The sequence below is a fragment of the Chromatiales bacterium genome, assembly GCA_024234935.1.
Classification (GTDB): Bacteria; Pseudomonadota; Gammaproteobacteria; order Steroidobacterales.
The window spans coordinates 613464-639455 of sequence record JACKNI010000001.1 but is presented as its reverse complement, the minus strand read 5'-3'; the positions used below and the strand labels follow the sequence as shown (position 1 = coordinate 639455).

Sequence of the window (25992 nt, the reverse complement as noted above, 5' to 3'; positions counted from 1 at the left end):
GGACAGTCAGTCATGAAATCACGTGCCGCCGTTGCCTTTGCGCCGGGCAAAGCGCTGGAAATCGTCGAGATCGATGTGGCGCCGCCGCGCGCGGGCGAGGTGCTGGTGCGGATCACCCACAGCGGTGTCTGCCACACCGATGCCTTCACGCTCAGCGGTGACGATCCTGAAGGTGTGTTCCCGGCAGTGCTCGGCCACGAGGGTGGTGGCATCGTGGTCGAGGCGGGCGAGGGCGTGACCAGCGTCCGCCCCGGCGATCACGTGATCCCCCTCTACACCGCTGAATGTGGTCAATGCAAATTCTGCCGATCGGGCAAAACCAACCTGTGCTCGGCAGTGCGCGCCACGCAGGGCAAGGGACTGATGCCTGACGGCACGACCCGCTTCAGCTACAAAGGTGCGCCGGTCTACCACTACATGGGTACCAGCACCTTCAGCGAATACACCGTGGTGGCAGAAGTGTCGCTGGCCAAAATCAATCCCGCGGCACCGCTGGAGAAGGTGTGTCTGCTCGGTTGCGGTGTCACCACCGGGCTTGGCGCCGTACACAAGACGGCAAAGGTCAAAGCCGGCGACAGCGTGGCGGTATTTGGTCTCGGCGGTATCGGCCTCGCCGTGATTCAGGGCGCGGTGCAGGCAAAAGCCGGGCGCATCCTTGCCATCGACATCAACCCCGACAAGTTCGAGCTCGCCACGGCGATGGGTGCGACCGATTGCATCAATCCGAAAGACCACGACCGGCCGATTCAGGACGTGATCGTCGAGCTCACCGATGGCGGTGTCGATTTCAGTTTTGAATGTATCGGCAACGTCAAGGTCATGCGTGCGGCGCTCGAGTGTTGTCACAAGGGCTGGGGCGAATCGGTAATCATAGGGGTAGCCGGCGCAGGCCAGGAGATCAGCACGCGTCCGTTTCAGCTGGTGACGGGCCGTGTCTGGCGCGGCAGTGCCTTTGGCGGGGTCAAGGGCCGCAGCGAGTTGCCGGGCATGGTCGAGCAGGCGATGGCCGGCAAAATCAGCCTGGATCCGTTTATCACCCACGAGTTGCCGCTGGAGCGGATCAACGAAGCCTTCGATCTGATGCACGCGGGCAAGTCGATCCGCACCGTGATCCATTTCTGAGCATGGAACGTATCGAGCATCGCGCCTGTTGTGGTGGCTGGCAGGACGTTTACCGTCACCATTCTGCGGTACTCGATTGTCTGATGAACTTTGCCATTTTCCTGCCGCCACAGGCTGTGGAGCGGAAGCTGCCGGTGCTGTACTGGCTGTCCGGCCTCACCTGTAACGAGCAGAACTTCATCACCAAGGCAGGGGCGCAGCGTTATGCCGCTGAACATGGTGTGATCCTCGTTGCGCCGGATACCAGCCCGCGCGGTGAGCATGTCCCTGATGCCGGGGGCTACGATCTGGGCCAGGGTGCCGGCTTCTACCTCAATGCCACTCAGCCGCCCTGGGCCACGCATTACCGCATGTATGACTACGTCGTGTCCGGGTTACCGGAATTGATCGAGGCAAACTTCCCGGTCAGCGAGGTGCGCGGCATCAGCGGGCATTCGATGGGTGGACATGGTGCACTGCTAGTCGCACTGAAGAATCCGGGCCGGTACCGCAGCGTATCGGCATTTGCACCGATCGTGGCACCGTCGCAGGTACCGTGGGGCGAAAAGGCATTCTCGGCCTATCTGGGCAGCGATCGAGACGCGTGGCGGGCCTGGGATGCAACTGAACTGCTGAAGTTGGCGCGGGAAAAACTGCCCCTGTTGATCGATCAGGGCGACGCTGACGAGTTTCTCGACAGCCAGCTCAGGCCGCAGCTGTTACAGGCTGCTGCCGATGCGGCCGGTCATCCGCTCACGTTTCGCCTGCGGCCGGGTTACGATCACAGCTACTACTTCATCAGCAGCTTTATCGGTGAGCACATCGCGCACCATGCGCGAGCGTTCAAGACGATGAATCGAGTGTCGGCAGATTGAATCGGGGAGTAACGACATGCCCAAGTTCTCGCGAAGCCTCTTCTTGATAGCCGGCATCAGCCTGATGCTGGCCGCGATGCTCAGCGCTTATGGCTTCCACGGTCTGCCGGGGAAAGTCCCTGAGGCCAAACTTGCCTCGTGGGCATGGGCCAACCAGTTCCAGTTCCTTCACTCCATGGGCCTCATCCTGATCGGTTTGCTTCTCGACAAGGCGCCGGGCTCATGGCTGTTGCGTATTGCTGCCGGTTTCATGATGCTTGGGCTGGTGTTGTTCTCGGGCAGCATCTACGCGGAAATCCTCGGTGCGCCGCCGGCAGTCGGCGAAGTCGCGCCGATGGGCGGTACATCGTTCATGCTGGCCTGGCTGCTGACCGGTATCGCCGGCTTCCGGATCAGGCCGCAGGGGTGAATCCAGATCAGCTCCGCAAGCATTCCCGTGGCGGTCTGGCACCGGCCTGGAAAGAGTGGACGGAGGTAGCCGTTGGACGCACGCACCAGTAATTTCATCCTGCTCGGCATCGTGATTGCGATCGTGCTGGCCTTTGCCAGCGTGGCGCTGTTCGGCGAGGCGATGGCCAGCGTGGAGTGGCTGGGCACGCTGTTTCTCAAGGCACTGAAGATGATCATCGTGCCGCTGGTCACGGCCTCGATGATCGTTGGCGTTGCCGGTCTTGGTGACGTCCGCAAGCTCGGCCGGCTCGGCGGCAACGCGATTCTCTATTTCGTCGTGACCACGGGCATCGCAGTCGCCATCGGTCTGCTGATGGTGAACCTGATCCGTCCCGGCGACGGGATCAGCATCGGCGAACTCGCGGTGCCGGCGCATGTGGCGGCGAAGGAGGACTTCGCGCTATCTGATCTGGTGCTTTCGCTGGTCTCCGACAACATCGTCGCATCGATGGCCAACCTCGAGTTGCTGCCGATTATCGTGTTCTCGCTGGTCTTCGGCGCGGTCCTGACCACGCTGGGACCGGTAGGGGCGCCGGTGATTGCATTCTTCCGCGGCGTGAACGAGGCCATCATGAAGATGGTGATGCTGCTGATGCTGGTGGCGCCGATCGGTATCTTCGGTCTGGTCGCCGGGCGCTTCGGCCGCGCTGGCGATATCGGTCAAGTGATCGGTGGCGTTGGCTGGTACATGGCGACCGTGCTGCTTGCGCTAAGCCTGCATGCTGCCGTGGTCCTGCCAGCCATCCTCTGGTTTGTCGGCAGACGCAATCCCTACCGCTACATGTTCAACATGGGTACCGCGCTGCTCACCGCATTTTCTACCGCGTCCTCATCGGCAACGCTGCCGCTGACCATGGAGGGCGTGGAAAAACACAACGGCGTGTCGGAAAAGGTGGCTGGTTTCGTGGTGCCGCTCGGCGCAACCATAAACATGAACGGCACTGCGCTTTACGAAGCGGTTGCTGCGCTGTTCATCGCCCAGGCGATTGGTCTGGATCTGACGCTTGGCCAGCAGGTCATGGTGCTGCTCACGGCGACGCTCGCGGCGATCGGCGCAGCGGGAATTCCCGAAGCGGGGCTGGTCACGATGGTGATCGTATTGAAGGCGGTGGGCCTGCCACTGGAAGGTATCGGATTGATACTCGCCGTGGACTGGCTGCTTGATCGTTTTCGCACCAGCGTCAATGTCTGGGGCGATGCGGTGGGTGCGGCAGTTGTGGAACAGCGTGTGCTGGACGGCAGTCGGGACGAAACCTGAAATCACTGTCGGCAATTGACTGGCACAAATTTGCTTCGGTAGGGTAGGCTGCGACGTCAATCGGGTTCCGGAGCGTTTTGATGACTGTCGCCAGCCTCTGTCGTGCTGCCGTATTTCTTGCGGCACTCGCGCTGCCTGCGGGTGCACATGCGAGCGGAGCCGGTGCAGCGATGGAAATTCCCGATCTGACGGCTACATCACTTGGCATTGCCGCGCTGCTGGGATTTGTCCTTGCATACGTGTTCGTCATTGCCGAAGAGTTTACGAACCTGCGCAAGTCAAAGGCCGTAGTGGTCATGGCTGGCGTTATCTGGATACTGGTTGCGATTTCCTATGCGCGTGCCGGGGTTCCCGGTGCCACTGATCTGCTGAAAATGCAGATCGAGGAGTATGCCGAGCTGCTCCTGTTCCTGCTCGCCGCAATGACCTACGTGAATACGCTGCAGGAGCGCGGGGTTTTCAATGCACTGCGGGATTGGCTCATCGGCCGCGGTTTTCATCCCCGCTCGCTGTTCTGGATAACCGGTCTGCTGGCATTTTTTCTTTCGCCAATACTCGACAACCTGACCACCGCACTGGTGATGGGCGCGGTGGTGGTTTCGGTGGGGGCGGGCAATCCGCGCTTCATCGCGATTGCCTGCTCGAATATCGTGGTGGCAGCCAATGCCGGTGGGGCCTTCAGTCCCTTCGGCGATATCACGACACTGATGGTCTGGCAAAAAGGTGTCGTGACCTTCCAGGAGTTTTTTGCGCTGTTTGTGCCCTCGCTGGTGAACTGGCTGGTTCCGGCAGTCATCATGGCATTTGCCGTGCCCGATGCGGCGCCGGCCAAACTTGCGGTACGGGCAGCCGTGAAGCCCGGTGGCCATATCGTTGTCGCGCTGTTTGCACTGACCATTGCGATGACCGTAAGCCTGCACAACTTCCTGCACTTGCCGCCGGCGCTCGGGATGATGACCGGGATGGGGATACTCAGTATCTACGGCTTTGTTCTGCGTCGCCGGGAAACGAAGGAAAGGAGCGGCGACCAGGACCCGAGCGCGATGGAAGTCTTGATCCCCGAGGGCTTCAAGCCGGCCACGCGGCCCTTCGATATCTTCATCAGCATGAAGCGCGTCGAATGGGACACGCTGATGTTCTTTTATGGTGTGGTGATCAGCGTCGGTGGCCTGGGCGCTCTCGGTTACCTGCATCTGCTTGCGGATGCGACCTATACGGATCTCGGGCCGCTGAAGGCAAACATACTCGTCGGCATTGCTTCGGCGATCGTGGACAATATCCCGATCATGTTCGCGGTGCTGAACATGAACCCCGACATGTCGCATGGTCACTGGCTGCTGGTGACGCTGACCGCCGGTGTGGGCGGTTCAATGCTCTCCATCGGCTCGGCCGCGGGGGTCGCGCTGATGGGCCAGGCCAGGGGCGTTTATACGTTTTTCGGACATTTGCGCTGGATATGGGCGATCGCACTCGGCTATGCGGCGAGCATCTGGGTGCACCTGGAGCTGAATGCGGCGGCATTTTGACCCCGGTCATGGCGGGACTCCACGTGGCGAGCTGATGATGGGCCGGGACTGATGGAGAAAGAACGTGGATGATCTGATCGTGGCGGGTGTGGCCGTGCCATTCATTGTGGCGGTAGTCTGTATCGTGGTCTGCCTGTTTTTTTCGCAGAAAAGGGATGCGCAGCTCTCGGTACGCCTGCCGGGCACGATGTCCTACAAGTGGGGATATTTCCTCGGCTACAGTGGATTGATGACAGCAGTTGCCGGCATTGCCGGCGGCATCGCCATGACCCGCATTGGTTTCTATCCGGACTGGGCGCCGTTTGTCATGGTCTATGCGGTGGCCTTTGGCATTGCCAGTTATGGCGTACTCACGCGGCGGCGCTGGGGCTGGATCGTCCACATACCGCTGAGCATGAACATGGGTCTCTGGGCATTCAATAGCGTGTATTTTTTCAACCGCTGGAAGGAACTGGGGACTGACAGCTGAGCGGATCGCCCGCTGCGCCGCTTTCAGAACCTCGCCACCAGTCCGGCGAATGCTTCCCACTGCCACAGCATATTGCCACTGGCGCTGACCGCGCAGGCTGATCCCTCGGGCCCCGAGGCGCAGAAGATATTGCTGTGACTGTCGATCACGGCACCCAGCGCCCGCACTTCCATGCGCAGGCCGACTCGCTCGGTTGGGAAAACCTGTGCGCCGCCGCCGATACCGACGGCAAACACCGTGTCTGAACCATATCCGGAACGATCCGGGCTCAGGTGCGCGGCACCGATACCGGCCGCCAGAAAGGGTCGTACCAGTTCTCCTGCACCGACATAGGTACCGCCGAGCAGCAGGTAGCTGATATTCATGTCCAGTGCCGGATCCACGCCGGCGGGCGCCTCGTCGATGCCGGCCGACTGTCGGCTGAAATAGAGTTCCCACTCGGTGTAGGCATCGTCACCGACCGCTTCAGCCGGTGCATTGAGGATGAAGCCGACTGCAGCTGCATCGTCCAGCGATACCTTTGCGCCCGTGTCTTCGTTCTCGAAATCGCCACCCATCCGGTAGCCGAGCAGGGGTGTGAGGGCGAAGCGGTACTCGCCCGGCTCAGCTGCATGAACGGGCGCAGCGAGGACCGTGAACAGGACGATCAAGGCAAGCGTCTGGCGGGAACTGATCATCGTGGGCTCCGGATTTCACCCTATACTCGCACAGGATTGACTCGTTCCGGAGAACTCTGTGCGCAGAGCCAGAAACGGCAAGCTTGTAACCCTGTTCTTCCTCATGCTGCCGCCGGTAACCGCGATCCACGCAACCGAGCCTGTGGCCGAAGCGCCGGCACGGCCAAGAATCGGCCTGGTGCTGGGCGGTGGCGGTGCCAAGGGTGCGGCGCATATCGGCGTTCTGCGTGTACTCGATCAGATGCACATTCCCGTGGATTGCGTGGCAGGCACGAGTATGGGTGCACTGGTTGGCGCGACCTTTGCCAGCGGCGTGCCGCCCGCGGAAATCGAGCGCAGGGTTCTGGCGGTCGACTGGACGCGCACAGTGGGGACCGCAGGCGCACGTGACCAGGCGCCGATCAATCGCAAACTTCAGGGCAGTACCTATACCAACAGCCTGGAGTTCGGATTCAAGGGCAGCAGGATCAGGGCACCGGGCGGTGTTCTCAAATCGCAGGAGATCGAGGAGCTGCTCCGGAACCTGGTGGCCGGTGCGCGTTATGTCGATGATTTCGACAACTTGCCGATTCCTTTTCGTGCCGTCGCGACCGACATGATGGCCGGGGAGATGGTGGTCCTCGGCGATGGTGATCTCACCGTTGCGATGCGGGCCAGCATGGCGGTGCCGGGCGCGTTTTCGCCGGTCGTCATCGGTGAACGGGTGCTGGCTGACGGCGGACAGATGCGCAACGTGCCGGTTGATATCGGCAGGGAGCTGTGTGGCGATGTAATCATCGCCGTATCCCTGTCCAGCCCGCCACCAAAGCCCGAGGATCTGGATTCGGCGCTGGCGCTTGCCACCCGCTCACTGGATGTGATGATCGAGGCGAACGGAAGGGCCCAGCTCGCTACCCTGACGGACAAGGACGTGAGTATCGTCGTGCCGATGGGCGACATCGGTTCAGGCAGCTTCGAGCGGGTGCCCGATGCGATACCGCTCGGGCGTGCCGCCGCCCTGTCGAAGTCTGCTGAACTGGCGCGCTATGCCTTGCCGGAAGCGGAATACAAGGCCTGGCGCGCGAGCCTCAGCCGTGATTACCAGCAGCCGATCCGGGTGGCCGGGGTCCGTATCACCGGCCTGGATCGCGTCAATTCCGAGTACGTGCGCACGGGGGTGATTGCCACCCGGCCGGGCAAAGAGGTGAGCCTGGGTGCCATCGCGACGGATTCCAGTCGGATCTATGCCCTGGGTGATTTCCAGAAAGTTGAATACAGCGTGGTCAATACGCCGGTTGATCCCACGGTCGAGTTCAGGGCAACCGAGAAATCCTGGGGACCCGATTTCCTGAAGTTTGATCTGGGGCTCGGTTTTACGGCGGGAGGAGATTTTTCCTTCGCATTACTCGGCGAACATACCCGTACCTGGCTGAACCCGTACGGTGGCGAGTGGCGCAATACGGTGCAGGTTGGCCAGGATCTGCTGCTCCGCACAAGCCTCTATCAGCCGCTGGAAATCCGCCAGCGGGTTTTTGTCGAGCCCTATCTCGAGTTTGACCGGAACATAGAAGGGCTCTACGTCGACGGGAACAAGATCGGCGAGTTTTCGTTCCGGCGCGGCTTTGGCCAGATCGATCTTGGTCTCAATATCGGCAGGGTGGCGCAACTGCGGGCCGGGCTGCGACAGGGCTGGGCCGGAGCCGATCTCCAGACCGGTGACAGCGCCGCGCTTGCCGACCTGTCCACGACGCATGAGTCCGACCTGGTTCTGCAGGCGACCTACGACACGCGGGATGTCGTTGGCTTGCCGAGCCTGGGCAGCCTGCTGACGGCGCGATACCAGTCCTCCGGTGCCTGGCTGAACGGTGAGCAGTCCTACCAGCAGGCAGAAGGACTGGTGCTGAAGGTGATTCCGTTCCGCGGCGATGTGCTGCATGTCTTCGCGGCCGGAGGCGGTGAACTCAGCGGCACGCTGCCGCCGTACGACCTGTTTGCGATTGGCGGAATCAACAGTTTCCCCGGGCTTGAGCGTCAGCAACTGCGCGGCACGAGTTACTGGATATCGGGGACCAGTTATTACCGCAAGCTCGGCGACATACAACGCCTGTTCGGGCAGGCGCTGTACGGTGGTCTGCGACTCACCGCCGGCGATGTCGCGGGCCGGATCGACGATGTGAACGATGGCACCATCCTCGGTGCGGCTGTCAGCCTGAGCGGCCGCACGCCCGTCGGACCTTTTCTCGTATCATTGGGCAGCACCAACAATGGCTTCTGGGAACTTCAGTTTGCGTTTGGTCGGCCGATACGTGAAGGTTCCATTCTCGATGCAATCTGGTAGCGGACCGTTCAATTTCCGGAGGCGCCATGCGTGATCAGCCTGTCACCCGAATTATGACCGAACCCCCGGTGTTCGTTGCACCGACGGCGACGCCGGAACTTGCCCGACTGCTGATGGCACGGAAATCGCTGCACCATCTGGTCGTGCTGCAGGATGGCCGGCTGGTGGGAATGCTGAGCGCCAGCGACTTGATGGATGCTTCCGCAGCAACGGTTGCCGAACTGATGCAACCGGATCCGGTTTCCATTCCGGCCACCGCATCGTTGCAGGACGCGGCGGAGATTCTGGTCTCGGGCGCGTTTCATTCCCTGCCGGTGGTCGACGTAGATGGCCGGGTGACAGGAGTCGTAACCTCTACCGATCTGATACGCCTGCTCATCCAGCAGTTGCCGGGTCCGGCGCATCGGCCTGCCGAGTCCCGGGAAGGTCTGCCCCTCGTCAGTGATTCGGAGCGCGAACACCTGCTGAACAGGGTGCTGGCCGCTGCCGATCTGTATCTGCACTCCGGCCAGGGCAGCCATGAACACGCCGCGCTCGTGCGTGCCGTGGAAAAGGCCAAGGAAGGTGTTCGGCCTGGTCTGCGCATCAACCGGCTGTAGATGTCCGGTACCATCACCGATTGTCATTTTGGAGACGTTCATGAAGATCACTGTCGTAGCGAATGGTCCGTTCCTGATCGATACCAGCGGAGAGTGGAGCTGGACGGGCGAGGCCGGCACAAAGACCGGCAAAGACCGGATTGCCCTGTGCCGCTGTGGCGCATCCGGCAGCAAACCCCTGTGTGACGGTACGCACCGGAAGATCGGCTTCACGGCGGAAGGCGGAGAGTGCGAGCTGACGCCAGGTTGAGCAGGCGAGGCCGGACCGGCGAGAGAGTTGTCTACGCCTCGCCGATCTACGACGCGCTCCGCGTCGCGCCCAGCCGGATCACCGGACGAGGCCTGTTTGCCGGAACGGTGATTCCGGCACGCGCCAAGATCGGCGAGTTCGAGGGCGAGGTGATCCCGATTGCAGAGGCGCGGCGTCGTGCGACCGGCAAGCGCATCGTTGCCATCATCGAACTGGAACGCTGGGCGATCGACGCATCAGTCACCCGGCGCGGCTTCCGCTACATCAATCATTCCTGTGCACCCAACACCTTCACCCGACTGACGCGGGAGCGGGCCGAGTTCTATGCCCTGCGCCGGATCCGGGCGGGCGAGGAACTCACGGTGGACTATGGCGAGAGTCACCACGAGGGCAAGCTGCCCTGCCTGTGTGGTGCAAAGCGCTGTCGCGGCTGGATTTAGGTTGGCGGTGGCTGGTTGTCGGTCAGGGTGTTACGGGCAGTGCCGTGGACCGCGCAAGTTGCCGTACCAGTACCTGGTAGGGGCCGCTGACCGGGATTTCCTCTCCGGTTTGCAGAACCACTGACATCTTGCGGGCGTTCTGTCGTACCCGCTGAATCGCATTCCGCCTTACCCACCAGCTGCGATGGATCTGCAAGCCGTCGTCCGACGGCAACTCACAGAGGGCGTCGCTGAAGCGATGCAGAACCAGATAGCTTTTCTTTGCAGTCACGATCCGGATGTAGTGTTGCTCGGCTTTTACCGCGATGACGTCGGGCAAGAGTATGCCGACGGGTACCCGTTCGAGGAATGCCGGCCGGCTTACATTGGAAGCCATGACTGACGTGTCCGCTGCGGCAGATTTCGGGGCTGCGCTGCGCGACACGGTGTCGTACCGATAGCGGGGCAGATTCAAAAAGCGGTCGAAAACAAAGTTTGTGCACAGCCAGATAGCCCCCGCGCGCAGCCAGTAACCCCAGTAGTTGACAGCCAGCGGGCTTGTCGGCTGAGCGTCAAGGCCGCTGGCTGGCCAGTGCAGGGCAAACAGGCTCGTCAGCCAGGTGATATAGGGCAGGGTGATCAGGCATGCCATCGTGTGTCCGGCCAGCATGATGAAGACGGGCCGGGGTCGCCACGGCTGAAGCAAACGCATTGCAAGTGCGGTCAGCAGGCAGGTGCTGAACCAGGGCACAAAGGCATGGCCCAGATAGAAGGCCACTGCCCACAGCGGGCCGATGGATTCGATCAATCGCCAATTATTGATCGCCCCATAACCGCCAAGCGCCAGAGGTACCAGCAGATAGAAGGCGAGGATCTGCCAGCTCAGGTCGGCTCCGAGCTGCTGCATCGTATTCACGATGGCTGGCTTGCTGTCGCTCGGGGGCTGTACTGGCATATCCCTGTGTTTGAACCCGGGCGCACGACAAATTCGTGCTGCACGAATGCGATTCTAGGATATTCCGTTGCAATTCAGGAATCTTCGCTGGCGGCGTTCGTCACCAATGCCTAGTTTAGCCGCCTCCTGATCTTCCAGAGCCGCGGACGGATTTACCGGATGGATTCTGTCGTTGAACGACTGGGCAAGCAGCCCCTGCTGGGGCTGATGAGTCTGCTCATAGTGTGGGGCGGCCTTGCGCTGGGCCACTCTCTGGTGGTGTTGCAGGTTGCCGCGACCGGTGGCGCAGGCCTGCTGGACGGAATGATCTCCTGGCCAATGGGTTTCCTGGGTTTTGTGCTGGTCTGGATCGGCATGAAGCGCAGCGAAACCCAGGGCACCATCCTTGGCTACATCGGCGGCAACCTGATCTGGTGTGGTTCCTTCGAGTGGAGCTGGCGCTACTTCAGTCACTCTCTCGGTATCCAGCCCGTCATGGACAAGGGTTTCGCAATCCTGTCGTCGGAACTGCTGATGATCCAGGCTACTACCTTGATCGCAATAAGCCTGCTGATATTTCTGGGCGCCAACAAGGACACCCGGTGCCGCATGTTCATGTGGTTCCATCGCACCTTCAATCTGCGACCCGACAGCATGACGCCGGGTTTCAAACGCCAGCATGCGCGCAATACAGCGATGGAAACGGTATTCCTGGTCTGGACCATCTACCTGTTTGCGATCTACATCAACGATCCGCGCGGTGTTCGCTACGACTCGCTTGCTGCGATGTCGATCACGATTGGCATTCTGGTGTGGGGTTTATGGCTTGTGACCCGGCTGCTGAAGCAACGGGGCTTCGGGCCGACACTCCGCTACGCAATACCGACCGGAAATATTCTCTGGCTGCCCATAGAGTCTTTCGCGCGCTGGGGGCTATATCCGGAAATCTGGATCAAGCCGGTTGAATACGCGCCTGTAATGCTCACCGTGCTGCTGCTGTTTGTCGGGGTGCTGATCATGGTCTACCGGTCGATGGAGCCGCGTTCCGGTGACGCCCTTGCCGTCTGACCGGTCGCACGGGTGGTGAGACGGTGTTTTGGCGATATTGCTTGTTTGTTTGAATGGGGGACTGTCGAATGAGAACCAAGAAGACTCTGGGCGCCGGTGTCGCGATATTGTTATCGCCAGCTGCGCTATCACTGTTGGCCTTGCCGGCAACTGCGCTGGTGACGACACCGTGCTGGTCGCAGGCGGTTGCCGAAATCGTGGTGACTGCCCGGCGTCGAGAAGAAAACCTGCAGGACATTCCGGTAGCGGTGTCATCGTTCAGTATTGACGAGATTGAGAAGCAGGGGATCAGCAGTACAGCAGATGTAGTCAAGCTGGTGCCGGGTGTGCAGTTTGATCAGGGGTTTTCAGCGGCTGATACGCGCATCTCCATTCGTGGCATCAACAGTGAACGCGGCCGCACCAGTGCGGCGGTTCTGGTCGACGGTATCGACGTCAGCGGTGAAAACGTGACGGCAGGCGGCGGATCATCGCTGCTCAATACCCGCCTTCTGGACCTTGAGCGTGTCGAGGTGGTCAAGGGGCCGCAGGCCGGACTCTACGGTCGCAACGCCTTTGCCGGCGCCATCAGTTACATCACCAGACAGCCGTCCATGACCGCGATGGAGGCCAAGGTGAGTGCCGATATCGCCGATTACAGTACCTACGACCTGCGCGCTTCGGTGTCAGGCCCGGTGATTGACGGCAAACTGGCTATCGGCCTGAATCTGGGCTGGTACGATTCGAACGGCTATTACGACAATCACAACTCTGCGGTACCGGCGGCCAATGGCGAACTTAACGGCGGCGACAGTCATGGCGCGCGCCTGGTGGCGATATATACGCCAACCGACAGCCTGAAAATAACCGGCAGCGTGAGCTACAGCGAAACCGACAGCGATCCGCGGGCGGTAGTCAAGGTTGCGAACGCCAATACCTTTTACCTCATGGGGCAGCAATTGCCCGCCGGTACCACGGCAGACTTCAGCTTCATGGGAACCCAGGATTACGGTCAGTGGCTCGGTACCGTTGGTTCAGTCAATGAAGATGACGTGAACCTGTCGGTCTCGGAGCGCACCAATGCACCGTTTGCCGGCAGTAGCGATGAAACCCTGCTTGGCTACCTGAAGCTGGAGTGGGACCTGGGTTCCACCACCTTCAGGTCTTCGACCAGTTATCTGAGCAATGAAGCCACGCTCGACGAAGATCCGGAATACCAGGACGGCGTGGGTACGGTATTCATGGGTGTCGGTTTGTCACTGGCCAACGAGTACCGGGATTCAACGGATACCGATTACTTCAACCAGGAATTTACCCTGGAGTCCAACGACCAGGGCCGCTGGAACTGGCTGGTGGGTCTGTCCGGTTTCTGGGAAGACACCCGAAACGTGGATAACTCGCTGGGCTGGTTCAATGATCCGAATATCCTCTTCGTGCCGGGATTCTGTGGCTCCAATCCATTCGAGTTTGCCTGCAGCTATGCGGCTTCCGCTGTGGCGGGCACTCCGGCAAAGACGATCGACAGGGATACCTTCAGCTGGTCGGTATTTGGCCTGGTCGGTTTCGATATCACCGATCGGTTGCGACTGACGCTCGAAGCACGCTACATCGACGATGAGATAAAAGTAAAAACCAATACCTCGATTGATCGTGTGTCACAGTATGTGTTCAATCTGCCGATTGACTTCAGTTTCGGCGCGCCACCAGTGCTGCCGGCATCGGATACTGTCAACTCGAACACCATCAACCCGCGTGTGGCACTGGACTACAAGATCACCGATGCCGTGATGGTTTATGGTTCCGTGGCCAAGGGGACCAAGCCGGCCGGGTTCGGGACTTCACAGTTCGCGACACCACAGAATGCGCGGGTCGACCAGGAAAAGCTCTGGGCCTACGAGTTGGGTGCCAAGACCGAGTGGCTGGACGGGTCATTACAGGCGAATGTGGCGTTTTTCTACAACGACTACACCGACCGCCAGGTCGGTGTGACGGTGACCGATCCGAATACAGGTTGGGCAGCGGCCGGTATTGTCAACGCCGCCGAAGCTGAAACCAAAGGTGTCGAAATCGAGCTGGTCTGGCGTGCGACCGACGCGCTGACGCTGGGTGCCGGCTATGCCTATACCGATGCCGAATGGACAGATTTCAACTATTCGGAAATCCGCGCCAACAGCGGCGGTGTGAACGAGAAGGATATGGCGATTTGTGGCAACGCGCTGGGTGACTGCAGCGGCGCAGATGTGGCGGGTATCCCCGAAAATGCGCTGGTGCTGCAGGCCAACTACACGCGACCGCTGGCCGGTGATATGGAGTGGTACGTGAATACGGTCGGGCAGTATCAGGACAAGCGTGCCATCTATGACCGCATTAATACTGCCTATGTCGATTCCTTCTGGAGCGTCGATGCGCAGCTCGGCGTTCAGACCGGTGACTGGCTGGTCGAGGCCTATGTCACCAATCTCTTCGATGACGACACAGTGCGGTGGGCGCAGGGCTACCAGGACTTCCGTGACGGCATGTATGGCGGAAACTTTGGCGGTGAGCCGCGAGACGAAGCGATATTTGCCTTCCTGCCACCACCCCGGGTTGTCGGGCTGCGTGCCAGCTACCGGTTTGGTGGTGAATAGTCGAGATTGATCTCTCCCCCTGGCTCCCGGGGCGGCACGATGACTCTCCGTGTCGTCCCGGGCACTCCAGGCAGATCAGGGAATCGGTAGCTCAGGTCCCAGTTGTTCCCGTACCAGCTGAAAGATTCCGCGAAATGCCCGCCCGTGACGCGCCTGGCCGCCGGGTTTCTCCGCACCCGCATCCTTGCGCGCCTGGCGTATCAGTGTGCGCAGCTGCTGGGCATCCGTGCCGGGATGTTCCGCGAGCCATTGATCCAGCGTCCGGTCATCGCTGATCAGCCGGTCCCGCCAGCTCTCAGCCAGGTGCAGCATGGCCTTTTCCCGCGCGGACAGCCCATGTTGCAACGCGATGGCGGCGCGTATGGCCTCGACCGTTTCCGCTTCCTGCTGTCGCATCAGCTTGCCGATCAGCTGTCGCTGACGGCGGCCGCCGCCGCGGGCATTGATCCGTTTGCCCTCCAGAATGGCGTTGTGCAGCCCGTGCGACAGGGGCAGCTGCTCGAGGGCGTCGCCATGTAATGCCAGCAGTGCCTCGCCGAGCGCCTGCAGTTCCTCGCTCTCGCGCTTGAGATCGGTGCGGCTGGCGGCGTCAGTGCCTTTGAGTTCGGCCCTGAACTGGCGGTCGAGTTCGCTCCCCTGGGGCACGAACTCGCCATCGATGTAGTAGCCCTTGCCGGGTTTGCGCGACATGAAGCGGGGATCCTGCGGCGGGCGTGTATCATAAACCACCACATACGCATAACGGCTTTATGGTCAAGACTGAGAGATATGGCGACACTGGAGCAACTGCAGACGCGCAAGCGTGAACTTGAAGAGCAGCTTTTTGCCGGGGATTTATCCGTGGAACCGGCCCTGTTGCATGTAGATCGGGCGATTGCCTCGCGCACGCTGAAGGTGCAGCACAGCCGGCAACGGCTCGATGCGGCAAAGCAGGCGGTGGAAGCCGGCATGGACAAGGACGAGGCCCGACGCATCAAGACCAGGGCCACGGTAAAGAAGCTCGAAGAAATCCGCGCAAAGAAGATCCTGAACAAGTTCTGACCGATCGCCAGCGTGTTGCGATCGCTGCTGCCACAATGCAAGATCAACGTCCTGCCTGAACCCGGGAGAGTCACCTTGCTTCGTATTCTGGTCAGCACCGTATTGCTCGGCATGGTTCCTGCCCTGCATGCCACGGAGCTTGAGCCGCTGCTGAGCTATAGCGGTCCGCAGCTCTATCAGCGCTTCTGCGCCAGTTGTCATGGACCACAGGCCTATGGTGACGGGCCGGTGGCAGCGACGCTCAAGGTGATGGTTCCAGACCTGACCCGTATCGCCCGGCGGCAGCAGAATGGCGAATTCCCCGAGCAGCGGATCCGCGAGATCGTCGACGGGCGCGCCGTGCTGCCGGCGCATGGTCTGCGCGACATGCCGGTATGGGGCTATGAACTCGAAGCGCAGGCCCCGCCTGATCAGCCCGGTCGGGCAGCCGCACAGAGCCTGATCGACAAACTGGTCGGCTATCTGCGTTCGATCCAGCAGTAGGGTACGTGATGCGAAGCTTCAGCAGATTCCTGATGTTTGTCGCGGGTCTGGTCTCGCTCGCTCCGGGTCTGGTCCGCGCGGCGCCGCTGCCGGCAGCAGATTCGCCGGCTTTTTGCGTGTCCGCCCAGCAGCTTCTCGCCAGCACCAGGATGGTCGGAAGAAACACACTGTTCACCGATATGCCTGCGTACCGGCATTCCAAGCCGCTGGTTGATCCGCTGGAGATTTTCCAGGTGGTGAGCTACGCAGGGAAGCTGCCGGTCATGGTGTCCTGCAAAGTAAAGACGGCAGCACATCTGCGTGCAGCCTATGGCCCGAAGGCCGCGGGCAAGCAGTTGTACTGTCCTGATGTCACGCGGCTGATCCGCGCGCAGGCGGTCGCGGAATTGCAGCAAGCCAGTCAGGCGGGGGCTGCGGCCAGGGCGGCTGCCTTTATCGTCGATGAGAACGAGCCGTATTTTACGGGCCGCTCATACCTCGCCGATTTCCAGCTCAGCTATCGCGACGGGGATGGCGCGATACACATCAGCTCACCAGGCCTGTATCAGGACTACGACAGCTGGATCACCTGGTTTCTGCCGGAAAAAGTTCAGGGCCAGAGCTACTGCCATCTGGCGACGGTCGACTACCTGAAGGCGCTCGCGTCGGGCGAAATGAAGCCCGGTATCATGATGACGACTGCGGATGACGCGCCCGTTCGCCCAAAGTAGCAGCCCGGTCCGCTGCCGGAGTGCGAACTCCAGCAAGCTGCAGCACCGCCTGAACCTCTAATATGCTGCGGATACGCAAGTCCTGAGGATATCGGTGCGTGGGGCATCCAATCCGGCCATCTACTGATCGCGCGGTGACGGGCAGTGCACAGGTTTCGGTCTGGAGTCGCTGGTTTCAGCGACTGACCGGACAGATCCCGGGTTCGTCCGCGCTGGCTGCCGAGCGCCGCATGAATGAGCGGCGCAGCCACTCGTTCTGGTCATTTGCCTACGGAAGCTTCCGTCCCCGGCGGCGTCAGGGGCGGCGTCAGGGGGACCATGAGCGTGTCTTCCTCGACTGGCATGAACCGCGCGTCCTCTACCTGGTTCTGGCCGTCGTGCTGATGAGTTGCACTGACGCGCTGTTTACGCTGAATCTCCTGGCCTCTGGCGCGCAGGAGGTCAATGCGGTCATGCACGCGCTGATCACACACGACGTCAGGACTTTTCTGGCTGTCAAGATCGGCAGTACGTGTCTGTCCGCTGTGCTGCTCGCAGTGGTTGCCCGACGGCAGTTCATGGGCATGTTTCCGGTGGTCCGGTTGCTGCAACTCTTTTGTGCCGGTTATGCCGTGCTGCTGGCCTATGAAGTGTGGATGTTTGTCGTTTACTTCTGAGCGGACCCGATCCCGGTGATTGACCATGAGCCGGCAGGACAGAACAGGTAGAATCCACGGCGTCCCCGGCAGTTTCTGAAACAGTTAATCGATATGAGCCAGAGCCTGCAGCAGATCTATGCTGCGTCGCCACTTTTTGCGGGCAACGCGGAGTACGTCGAAGAACTCTACGCGAGCTGGTTGAAGGATCCAGGTTCCGTGGATGCCAGGTGGCGCCGGTTTTTTGCCGAGCAGGCACCGCAAGCGCCCGGTTCGGCTGCCAGTTCAGGTGCAGCGACGATCAGCCGGTCGCCGCATCCCGGATCCGGACCCCGGCGAAGCGGCGCACAGCCATCGGCAGAGAAGCAGGCCTCTGTTTCGCGACTCATCCAGATTTACAGCCTGCGCGGTCATCAGATCGCGGATCTCGATCCCCTCGGGCTCGACAAGCGCGCCATGCCCATCGTCATGCGTCTCGACCAGCTGGGACTCAGCGAGGCTGATTTCGATACAGAGTTCTACGTTGGCAATCTGGCCGGCCAGACCGATGTGCGCATGACGCTGTGCGAGCTGATGAGCACGCTGACACGCGTCTACGCCGGCAAGGTTGGCGCCGACTATGCGCATCTGTCCCGGGGACGGGAACGACGCTGGATCCGTGAACGCCTTGAGCGCGGCATGCTCAGCGACCCTTTCAGTGACGACGACCGCCGCCACATTCTCAGGCAGCTGACTGCGGCCGAAGGCATCGAGCGATATCTGCATACACGCTATGTGGGTCAGAAGCGTTTTTCGCTGGAAGGTGGCGACAGTCTGGTGCCACTGCTCGATGACCTGATTCAGCAGGGCGGCGCCAGCGGTATCCAGGAGATGGTACTCGGCATGGCCCACCGTGGCCGGATCAATGTGCTGGTCAATATCCTTGGCAAGGCGCCGCAGGCCCTGTTCTCCGAATTTGAAGGTGTCTACGATCCGGCGCGCGTGAAGGGTTCGGGTGACGTGAAGTACCACATGGGCTTCTCGTCCGATATCCGCACGCCAGGCGGCAACGTCCATGTGGTCCTGGCTTTCAATCCCTCGCATCTGGAGATCGTCGATCCGGTGGTCGAAGGCTCGGTGCGTGCGCGGCAGGAGCGTCGCGGTGACGTCGACGGCAGTGAAATCCTGCCCGTGCTGTTGCATGGTGATGCGGCGTTTGCCGGGCAGGGCGTGGTGGCCGAAACCTTCCAGCTGTCCCAGACGCGCGGCTTCAGCACCGGCGGCACACTGCATATCGTCTGCAACAATCAGGTGGGCTTCACCATCAGCAATCCGCGCGATGCGCGTTCTACGGCCTACTGCAGCGATATTGCACGCATGATCGAGGCCCCTGTACTGCACGTGAACGGCGATGATCCGGAAGCCGTGGTCTTCGTTACTCGCCTGGCACTGGCATACCGTCAGACCTTTCACAAGGATGTGGTGATCGATCTGGTCTGCTATCGGCGCCACGGCCACAACGAGGCCGATGAGCCGGGTGCAACTCAACCGCTCATGTACCAGACGATCCGCAAGCATCCGACGACCCGGCAGATCTACGCGCGGAAGCTGATGGAGCGCGGCGTTCTGGATGCGCCCGAGGCCGATCGCATGAGCGAGGACTACCGGGAGCGTGTCGACGCAGGTCTGTCGTTGCCGCAGACCGTGCTGGGCATGGTCGGCAATGAATACACGGTGGACTGGAGCCGCTACGTCAAGGCCGACTGGGACGAGCCGGAGTCGACCGCGCTGGGCAGCGAGGAAGTCGCGATCCTGGGGCGTGAGATCAATACCATCCCACAGCACTTCAGTCTGCATCCGCGCGTCGCGCGAGTGGTTACGGACCGCGAGCGCATGGCTGCCGGCGAGCTGCCGATGGACTGGGGTTTCGCCGAGTTGATGGCCTACGGCAGTCTGGTCCGTGCGGGCATCAATGTACGGCTGACCGGCCAGGACAGCGGTCGCGGTACATTCTTTCACCGTCACTGCGTGCTTCACGACCAGCTCACCGAACAGACCTGGACGCCGATCGACAATATATCGGGCGGCAAGGAGCGCAGCCGCTTTACCGTGACCGACTCCCTGCTGTCCGAAGAGGCGGTGCTCGGCTTCGAGTATGGCTATTCCAGTACGGACCCCGACGCTCTGGTGATCTGGGAAGCGCAGTTCGGTGATTTCTGCAATGGGGCGCAGGTCGTCATCGACCAGTTCATCAGCTCGGGCGAGGAAAAGTGGGGCCGTCTGTGCGGCCTCGTCCTGTTTCTGCCGCATGGACAGGAAGGGCAGGGGCCGGAGCACTCGTCTGCGCGTCTCGAACGCTTCCTGCAGCTCTGTGCGGAACAGAACATGCAGGTATGCATTCCGTCCACGCCGGCGCAGATGTTTCACATGCTGCGCCGGCAGATGCTGCGCGCGCTGCGCAAGCCGCTCATCGTGCTGACGCCGAAGAGTCTGCTGCGTCACCGGCTGTCGAGTTCGCCACTTGATGAACTGGTCCGTGGCCGATTCCAGCTCATCATCGACGAGATTGATTCGCTGGAGACAACGGCGGTACGCCGCGTCGTATTCTGCAGCGGCAAGGTCTACTTCGATCTGCTCGAGGCGCGGCGCGCCAAAGGCCAGACCGATGTGGCGCTGATCCGCATCGAGCAGCTCTATCCGTTCCCCGGCAATGAGTACGCTGCGCTGCTGGCCCGCTATCCACAGGCGCGGGAAGTCGTCTGGTGCCAGGAGGAGCCGCAGAACCAGGGGGCCTGGTACCAGATCCGCCATCAGTTGCAGCGGCCGCTGCAGAAGCGGCAGGAACTCTACTATGCTGGCCGTCCCGGTGCGGCTGCACCGGCGCCGGGAATTTTCCAGTTGCATGTCCAGCAGCAGCAGGAGCTGGTTGAAACCGCGCTGTCGGCAGACGTGCGTTAAACAGGAGGTGTTTGCAGATGGTGATTGAAGTCAAGGTGCCGCGCCTCCCCGAGTCGGTGGCCGACGCGACGCTCGTGACCTGGCACAAGGCGCCAGGAGACTCCGTTGAGCGCGATGAGAATCTCGCCGATCTCGAAACCGACAAGGTGGTGCTCGAAGTGCCCGCACCGCAGCGGGGTGTGTTGCGCGAGATCCGGGTGGAGGCGGGCAGCACGGTGACGAGCGGGCAGCTGCTGGCGATCTTTGAGGCAGCCGCGGACGGTGCATCGGCGGGCCCGGCTGCTGCAGCGAAAAAGCCTGTTGCCGTTGCAGCGGCTCAAGCCAGAGCAACGCCTGCCGCTGGGCCGCCCGCAGAGCGCAATGCCGGCAAGACGGGTCCGGCGGTACGCCGGCTGGCCGCGGAGCAGGGCGTCGATACGGCGACCCTCAAGGGCAGCGGTCCCCAGGGACGTATTCAGAAAAGCGATGTCGTCGCCTCGCCCGTGACCCGGCCCGCACCGGTGCCCGAACCGGTCGTTGCCGCCAGTCGCAGCGAGCGGCGTGTGCCGATGACGCGTCTGCGCGCCAGGATTGCGGAACGGCTGGTTACGGCACAGCAGACTGCCGCGATGCTGACCACCTTCAACGAGGTTGATCTGAGCGAGGTCATGAGCCTGCGCAGCCGCTACAAGGAGGCCTTCGAAAAGCAGCACGGTGCTCGTCTGGGCTTCATGGGCTTCTTCATCAAGGCGGCGATCGAGGCACTGCGTCGCTATCCGGGCGTCAATGCCTCGATCGAAGGTCAGGAAATCGTCTATCACGACTACTACGATATCGGTGTCGCGGTTTCGACCGACCGTGGTCTCGTCGTTCCGGTACTGCGCGATGCCGAACGGCTGAGCCTGCCGGCCATCGAGGCGGCAATTACCGAGTTCGGCCGCAAGGCGCGCGATGGCACACTCGGCATGGATGACCTGATCGGCGGAACCTTTACGCTGACCAATGGCGGCGTTTTCGGTTCGATGCTGTCGACGCCCATCCTCAATCCCCCGCAGAGCGGGATCCTCGGCATGCACAAGATCCAGGAACGACCGATGGTCGTCGACGGGCAGATTGTGGTCCGTCCGATGATGTATCTCGCGCTGACCTACGATCACCGCATCGTCGATGGTCGTGAGGCAGTGCAGTTTCTGGTGGCGATAAAGGAAACCCTCGAGGATCCGGCACGGCTCCTGCTGGGTATCTGAGGACAGAAGGAGTGCGGTCGTGAGCAAGTACGACGTGGTAGTCATCGGTGGCGGGCCAGCCGGTTATATCGCCGCCATACGTGCGGCCCAGAACGGGCTGCGGGTCGCCTGTATCGATGCCTGGAAGAACCGCGACGGCAAGCACGCGCTGGGCGGCACCTGCCTGAACGCAGGCTGCATTCCGTCCAAGGCGCTGCTCGAATCCTCCGAGCTGTTTCATCGCGCTGGCCACGAATTTGCAAGTCACGGTATCCAGGTCAGCAAGCCCGGGCTTGATCTGTCGGTAATGCAGGCACGCAAGGCCACAATCGTTCGCCAGTTCTCGGGTGGCATACAGGAACTGTTCAAGGCCAACGGGGTTAACAGTTTGTTTGGCCACGGTCATTTGCTGCCCGCCAACAAGATTCGCTATACGCCAGACAACGGTGAGCCGGAGTTGCTGGAGGCCGAGCATGTGGTGCTGGCCGCAGGCTCCGTGCCGGTCGAGTTGCCCTTTGCGCGCTTCGACGGCAAAAGGATCGTGGACTCCTGGGGTGCCCTGGAATTTGATGCCGTACCGGCCCGTCTCGGGGTGATCGGCGGCGGCGTGATCGGGCTCGAACTTGGCAGCGTCTGGCAGCGGCTGGGCGCGCAGACCACGGTGATCGAGGCGCTGGACCGGTTCCTGTTCATGGTTGACGGCCAGATTGCCAAGGACGCGCAGCGGCAGTTCAAGAAGCAGGGTCTGGATATCCGGCTCGGCGCCAAAGTGATCGAAACCGTGCAGACCGATGCCGGGGTCGTGGTGAGTTATGAGGACGGGCGCGGCCGGCATTCGCTGGAAGTGGACCGGTTGATCGTCGCTGTCGGGCGCCGGCCGGGTACCGACGGGCTGCTCGATCCGCTGGCGGGCGTTCAGCTGAACGAACGCGGATTTGTCGAGGTCGATGCCGAGTGCCGCACCACAGCCGCGAATGTCTGGGCTGTCGGCGATCTGGTACGCGGGCCAATGCTCGCCCACAAGGGCTCTGAAGAGGGCGTGATGGTCGCCGATCTCATCGCCGGTCGTTACGGGCACGTCAACTACGCGGCAATTCCCAGCGTGATCTATACCTCGCCGGAGATCGCCTGGGTGGGTCAGACCGAGGAACAGCTCAAGGAGACCGGCCAGTCCTACAAGGTCGGGACTTTCAATTTCGCGGCCAGTGGCCGGGCCAAGGCCATGGAACAGGCGGCTGGCCTCGTCAAGGTACTGGCTGATACCGCCACTGATCGGCTGCTGGGCGTGCACATTATCGGGCCGATGGCCGGTGAACTGATCGGCGAAGCAGTGGTCGCCATGGAATTCGAAGCCAGTTGCGAAGATCTGCAGCGTACGATCCATGCCCATCCGACCCTTACCGAAGCCATACACGAGGCGGCGCTGTCGGCCGATCGTCGCGCCCTGCATGCCATCAATCACTGAGCTTCACCGCACCTCCGGCTGACGCGGCAATTCAGTTATCATCCTGCGCTGTGCAGGATCTTCATTCGCATGTCGGGAGCCAGGCGTGAGCGGGGTTACGCGCATTCTCGGTATCGACCCCGGCTCCCGGATCACCGGCTTTGGCATCATCGAGTCGGACGGACGCCGGTCGGTGCATGTGGCCAGCGGCTGCATCCGGACTGCGGCGGGCGCACTGCCTTCGCGTTTGCAGACCATCTTTTCCGACGTACAGGCCCTGGTTCAGCAATATCAGCCCGGCGCAGTGGCCGTCGAGCAGGTATTCATGGCCCGCAATGCTGATTCCGCGCTCAAGCTCGGGCAGGCCCGGGCAGCGGCGATCTGCGCCACTTTCGGTAGCGGCGCGGAAGTCTTCGAATACGCGGCACGGGCCGTAAAGCAGGCCATCGTGGGTGCCGGGAATGCCGAGAAAGCGCAGGTCAGCCACATGGTTGCCGTGCTGCTCAATCATCGCGAAGCGCTGGAGGTGGATGCTGCCGATGCGCTGGCTGTAGCCCTGTGTCATGCGCATACACAACCACTCAACGAGCGGCTGGCCGGCGCACGGCGTCTGGTTGCCGGAATGCGCCGATGATCGGGTTCTTGCGCGGTGTGCTGACGCACAAGGAGCCGCCGTTCCTGCTCATCGACGTGGGCGGGGTCGGCTACGAAGTCGAAGCGCCCATGTCCACCTGCTTTCGGCTGCCGGGCACGGGTGAGAGCGTGCAGCTGTGTACCCATCTGCTGATCCGCGAGGATCATCACACGTTGTTTGGCTTCAGTACGGAAGTGGAGCGGCGCCTGTTCCGGGATCTGCTCAAGGTCAGCGGTGTAGGGGCCAAGACCGCCCTCGGCGTATTGTCGGGACTGAGCGTCGATGCTTTCATTCGCTGTGTGGAAACCGATGACGTTGCTTCGCTGATGCGTCTGCCCGGTGTCGGTCGCAAGACAGCTGAGCGGGTGATCATCGAGATGCGCGACCGCGTCCGTCATCCGGGTCTCGCTGGCGGTGGCTCCGGCCGGCCGGCAATGCCTGCCGACTCGCGTACCGAGGCGCTCGACGCCTTGTTGGCGCTTGGCTACAAGCCGCCCGAGGCGCGACGCATGCTGGATCGCGTACCCGACGAGGGCCAGTCGACGGAAGATCTGCTGCGGGTGATCCTGCGCGGTGCGGTGCGGACATGAGTACTGACGAGCGCGTCATCGCCACCCTGGCCGGTGCCGGCGAGGATTCACTTGATCGCTCCATCCGCCCGCAGCGTCTGACCGACTATGTTGGTCAGGCGGCCGTGAAGCGTCAGCTTGAGGTCTTCATCTCCGCTGCGCGCAAGCGCGGCGATGCGCTCGACCATACGCTGATCTTCGGTCCGCCGGGTCTCGGCAAGACCACGCTTGCAAACATCATCGCCAACGAACTCGGCGTAAACATCCGGCATACCTCGGGTCCGGTGCTGGAGCGACCGGGTGATCTCGCTGCGATGCTGACCAACCTCGAGCCGCGTGACGTGCTTTTCGTGGACGAGATCCACCGGCTGAGTCCGGTCGTCGAGGAGGTGCTCTATCCGGCGCTGGAGGATTTTCAGCTCGATATCATGATCGGCGAAGGCCCTGCGGCGCGCTCCATCAAGCTCGATCTGCCACCGTTCACCCTGGTCGGTGCCACCACCCGGGCCGGTCTGCTGACCTCACCCTTGCGCGACCGTTTCGGCATCGTGCAGCGCCTTGAGTTCTATTCGCCGGAAGAACTGCATGCCATCATCGTGCGCTCGGCCGATATCCTCGGCGTACCGATCGATGCGGAAGGTGCCGCACAGCTGGCCGGCAGGGCGCGGGGTACGCCGCGCATTGCCAACCGCCTGCTGCGCCGGGTGCGCGATTTTGCCGAGATCGAGGGGGACGGATGTATCGATGCGGCTATCGCCCGCTCGGCGATGGACCTGCTCGACGTGGATCCGGGCGGATTTGATCTGCTCGATCGCCGCTTCCTGCTGCTGATCATCGAACGCTTTGATGGCGGACCGGTTGGCGTCGAATCGCTGGCCGCGGCGCTGGGCGAGGAGCGCGGTACGATCGAGGACGTCATCGAGCCCTTTCTGATTCAGCAGGGCTTCATGAGCAGGACGGCGCGCGGACGCATGGTAACGCGGCGCGCCTGGCAATATTTTGGTCTGCAACCGCCGCGGAGCGGCAGCGATGCCGGGCCGGGGCTGTTTGATTCCGGGGACCCGTCAGCAACATGAGTACAGGCAATATCTGATGTCCGACAACTATTCTTTCTTCGACATGATCGTCAACGCGAGCTTTGTCGTGCAGGTGGTCATGGCCTTGCTGATGGTTGCTTCAGTGACCTCGTGGACCATCATCATCCGCAAACGGCGCCTGCTCAATCAGGCCCTCAGCGGTTCCGATGCTTTCGAGAACAGCTTCTGGTCAGGCGGCGACCTGAATGCCATCTATCGTGACATTACGCGCGGCAAGACCGAGCCGGCGGACATGGCCGGACTTTTTGAAGCAGGTTTCCGCGAATTCCGTCGCCTGACGGCCCAGCAGAACATGTCCCCGGACCAGGTCCTCGATGGTGTGCGCCGGATGATGCATGTGGCCCAGATGCGCGAGATGGATCGCCTCGAAGAGAGCCTGTCCACGCTGGCGACGATCGGTTCTACCAGCCCCTACGTCGGCCTGTTCGGCACGGTCTGGGGCATCATGAATTCCTTCCGTGGTCTCGGCAATGTGCAGTCGGCGACGCTCGCTGTGGTGGCGCCAGGGATCGCGGAGGCGCTGGTTGCGACTGCCATCGGCCTGTTTGCGGCGATCCCGGCGGTCATTGCCTATAACCGCTATGCCGACAAGGTGGCCCGTCTGGAAGTCCGATACGACAGCTTCATCGAGGAATTCTTCAGCGTGCTGCAGCGACATGCCCACAGCCGGACACAGGCTTCCCGGTAG

The 25992-nt window shown here is 61.7% G+C and carries 26 protein-coding genes; 23 read left to right on the top strand and 3 right to left on the bottom strand.

Features of this window, described 5'->3' with window-relative positions:
* Nucleotides 1-12 precede the first annotated feature (12 nt).
* The 6 genes from H6979_03065 to H6979_03040 all read left to right on the top strand — a co-directional run bounded on the left by H6979_03065 (nt 13) and on the right by H6979_03040 (nt 5679).
* Nucleotides 13-1122 (top strand): S-(hydroxymethyl)glutathione dehydrogenase/class III alcohol dehydrogenase, encoded by a 1110-nt coding sequence (locus tag H6979_03065; protein MCP5138823.1) that lies wholly within the window; start codon nt 13-15, stop codon nt 1120-1122.
* Nucleotides 1123-1124: 2 nt separating this feature from the next.
* Nucleotides 1125-1976 carry an S-formylglutathione hydrolase gene (fghA, locus tag H6979_03060; protein MCP5138822.1) on the top strand — a complete coding sequence of 284 codons (852 nt, stop codon included), beginning with the start codon at nt 1125-1127 and terminating at the stop codon, nt 1974-1976.
* A gap of 16 nt (nt 1977-1992) precedes the next feature.
* Entirely contained in the window at nt 1993-2385 is a 393-nt protein-coding gene (locus tag H6979_03055; GenBank protein MCP5138821.1) for a DUF423 domain-containing protein, read from the top strand.
* Nucleotides 2386-2457: 72 nt separating this feature from the next.
* Nucleotides 2458-3684, top strand: coding sequence for a dicarboxylate/amino acid:cation symporter (locus tag H6979_03050; GenBank protein MCP5138820.1), 1227 nt, complete (start codon nt 2458-2460; stop codon nt 3682-3684).
* 80 nt (nt 3685-3764) lie between these two features.
* Nucleotides 3765-5210 carry a sodium:proton antiporter NhaD gene (gene nhaD, locus H6979_03045; GenBank protein ID MCP5138819.1) on the top strand — a complete coding sequence of 482 codons (1446 nt, stop codon included), beginning with the start codon at nt 3765-3767 and terminating at the stop codon, nt 5208-5210.
* A 64-nt stretch (nt 5211-5274) separates the two neighbouring features.
* Nucleotides 5275-5679, top strand: a complete 405-nt coding sequence (locus H6979_03040; GenBank protein MCP5138818.1) for a hypothetical protein — start codon at nt 5275-5277, stop codon at nt 5677-5679.
* A 23-nt stretch (nt 5680-5702) separates the two neighbouring features.
* Here H6979_03040 and H6979_03035 read toward each other — a convergent pair whose 3' ends face one another.
* Nucleotides 5703-6356 carry a hypothetical protein gene (locus H6979_03035; protein ID MCP5138817.1) on the bottom strand — a complete coding sequence of 218 codons (654 nt, stop codon included), beginning with the start codon at nt 6354-6356 and terminating at the stop codon, nt 5703-5705.
* 58 nt (nt 6357-6414) lie between these two features.
* On the opposite strand from H6979_03035, the gene H6979_03030 reads away from it, so the two are divergent.
* The 4 genes from H6979_03030 to H6979_03015 are packed head-to-tail and all read left to right on the top strand — an operon-like array spanning nt 6415 to nt 9962.
* The gene (locus H6979_03030; GenBank protein ID MCP5138816.1) at nt 6415-8673 is read left to right on the top strand and encodes a patatin-like phospholipase family protein; all 2259 of its coding nucleotides are present in this window, start codon (nt 6415-6417) and stop codon (nt 8671-8673) included.
* A 53-nt stretch (nt 8674-8726) separates the two neighbouring features.
* Entirely contained in the window at nt 8727-9272 is a 546-nt protein-coding gene (locus H6979_03025) for a CBS domain-containing protein (protein ID MCP5138815.1), read from the top strand.
* A 40-nt stretch (nt 9273-9312) separates the two neighbouring features.
* Nucleotides 9313-9522, top strand: a complete 210-nt coding sequence (locus H6979_03020; protein ID MCP5138814.1) for a CDGSH iron-sulfur domain-containing protein — start codon at nt 9313-9315, stop codon at nt 9520-9522.
* Nucleotides 9523-9566: 44 nt separating this feature from the next.
* The gene (locus tag H6979_03015; protein MCP5138813.1) at nt 9567-9962 is read left to right on the top strand and encodes an SET domain-containing protein-lysine N-methyltransferase; all 396 of its coding nucleotides are present in this window, start codon (nt 9567-9569) and stop codon (nt 9960-9962) included.
* A gap of 22 nt (nt 9963-9984) precedes the next feature.
* On the opposite strand, the gene H6979_03010 is transcribed toward H6979_03015, so the two are convergent.
* Nucleotides 9985-10857 carry a LytTR family transcriptional regulator gene (locus H6979_03010; GenBank protein ID MCP5138812.1) on the bottom strand — a complete coding sequence of 291 codons (873 nt, stop codon included), beginning with the start codon at nt 10855-10857 and terminating at the stop codon, nt 9985-9987.
* 198 nt (nt 10858-11055) lie between these two features.
* On the opposite strand from H6979_03010, the gene H6979_03005 reads away from it, so the two are divergent.
* Together H6979_03005 and H6979_03000 are read left to right on the top strand one after the other, a co-directional pair.
* Entirely contained in the window at nt 11056-11943 is an 888-nt protein-coding gene (locus H6979_03005; protein MCP5138811.1) for a hypothetical protein, read from the top strand.
* Between the two features lie 68 nt (nt 11944-12011).
* Complete coding sequence (locus H6979_03000; protein MCP5138810.1) at nt 12012-14549, top strand: TonB-dependent receptor; 2538 nt, start codon at nt 12012-12014, stop codon at nt 14547-14549.
* A gap of 75 nt (nt 14550-14624) precedes the next feature.
* Here the strand turns inward: H6979_03000 and H6979_02995 are convergent, their stop codons facing one another.
* A complete protein-coding gene (locus H6979_02995; GenBank protein ID MCP5138809.1) occupies nt 14625-15239 on the bottom strand; it encodes a DUF615 domain-containing protein in 615 nt (204 codons plus the stop codon).
* A gap of 78 nt (nt 15240-15317) precedes the next feature.
* On the opposite strand from H6979_02995, the gene H6979_02990 reads away from it, so the two are divergent.
* From H6979_02990 to tolQ, 11 genes are all read left to right on the top strand, one after another.
* Nucleotides 15318-15590, top strand: a complete 273-nt coding sequence (locus tag H6979_02990; protein MCP5138808.1) for a hypothetical protein — start codon at nt 15318-15320, stop codon at nt 15588-15590.
* A gap of 75 nt (nt 15591-15665) precedes the next feature.
* Nucleotides 15666-16073: a c-type cytochrome gene (locus H6979_02985; protein ID MCP5138807.1), complete on the top strand. Its 408-nt coding sequence runs from the start codon at nt 15666-15668 to the stop codon at nt 16071-16073.
* Between the two features lie 8 nt (nt 16074-16081).
* Entirely contained in the window at nt 16082-16783 is a 702-nt protein-coding gene (locus tag H6979_02980; GenBank protein MCP5138806.1) for a hypothetical protein, read from the top strand.
* 98 nt (nt 16784-16881) lie between these two features.
* The gene (locus H6979_02975) at nt 16882-17439 is read left to right on the top strand and encodes a hypothetical protein (protein MCP5138805.1); all 558 of its coding nucleotides are present in this window, start codon (nt 16882-16884) and stop codon (nt 17437-17439) included.
* 93 nt (nt 17440-17532) lie between these two features.
* Nucleotides 17533-20355, top strand: coding sequence for a 2-oxoglutarate dehydrogenase E1 component (locus H6979_02970; protein ID MCP5138804.1), 2823 nt, complete (start codon nt 17533-17535; stop codon nt 20353-20355).
* A gap of 17 nt (nt 20356-20372) precedes the next feature.
* Nucleotides 20373-21581: a 2-oxoglutarate dehydrogenase complex dihydrolipoyllysine-residue succinyltransferase gene (gene odhB / locus H6979_02965; protein ID MCP5138803.1), complete on the top strand. Its 1209-nt coding sequence runs from the start codon at nt 20373-20375 to the stop codon at nt 21579-21581.
* Complete coding sequence (gene lpdA, locus H6979_02960; protein ID MCP5138802.1) at nt 21553-23025, top strand: dihydrolipoyl dehydrogenase; 1473 nt, start codon at nt 21553-21555, stop codon at nt 23023-23025. The genes odhB and lpdA overlap by 29 nt, the downstream gene beginning before the upstream one ends.
* A gap of 85 nt (nt 23026-23110) precedes the next feature.
* Nucleotides 23111-23638 (top strand): crossover junction endodeoxyribonuclease RuvC, encoded by a 528-nt coding sequence (ruvC, locus tag H6979_02955; GenBank protein MCP5138801.1) that lies wholly within the window; start codon nt 23111-23113, stop codon nt 23636-23638.
* Nucleotides 23635-24228 carry a Holliday junction branch migration protein RuvA gene (ruvA, locus tag H6979_02950; GenBank protein ID MCP5138800.1) on the top strand — a complete coding sequence of 198 codons (594 nt, stop codon included), beginning with the start codon at nt 23635-23637 and terminating at the stop codon, nt 24226-24228. Before ruvC ends, ruvA begins: the two co-directional genes overlap by 4 nt.
* Nucleotides 24225-25283 carry a Holliday junction branch migration DNA helicase RuvB gene (ruvB, locus tag H6979_02945; GenBank protein MCP5138799.1) on the top strand — a complete coding sequence of 353 codons (1059 nt, stop codon included), beginning with the start codon at nt 24225-24227 and terminating at the stop codon, nt 25281-25283. Before ruvA ends, ruvB begins: the two co-directional genes overlap by 4 nt.
* Nucleotides 25284-25299: 16 nt before the next feature.
* The gene (gene tolQ, locus H6979_02940; protein MCP5138798.1) at nt 25300-25992 is read left to right on the top strand and encodes a protein TolQ; all 693 of its coding nucleotides are present in this window, start codon (nt 25300-25302) and stop codon (nt 25990-25992) included.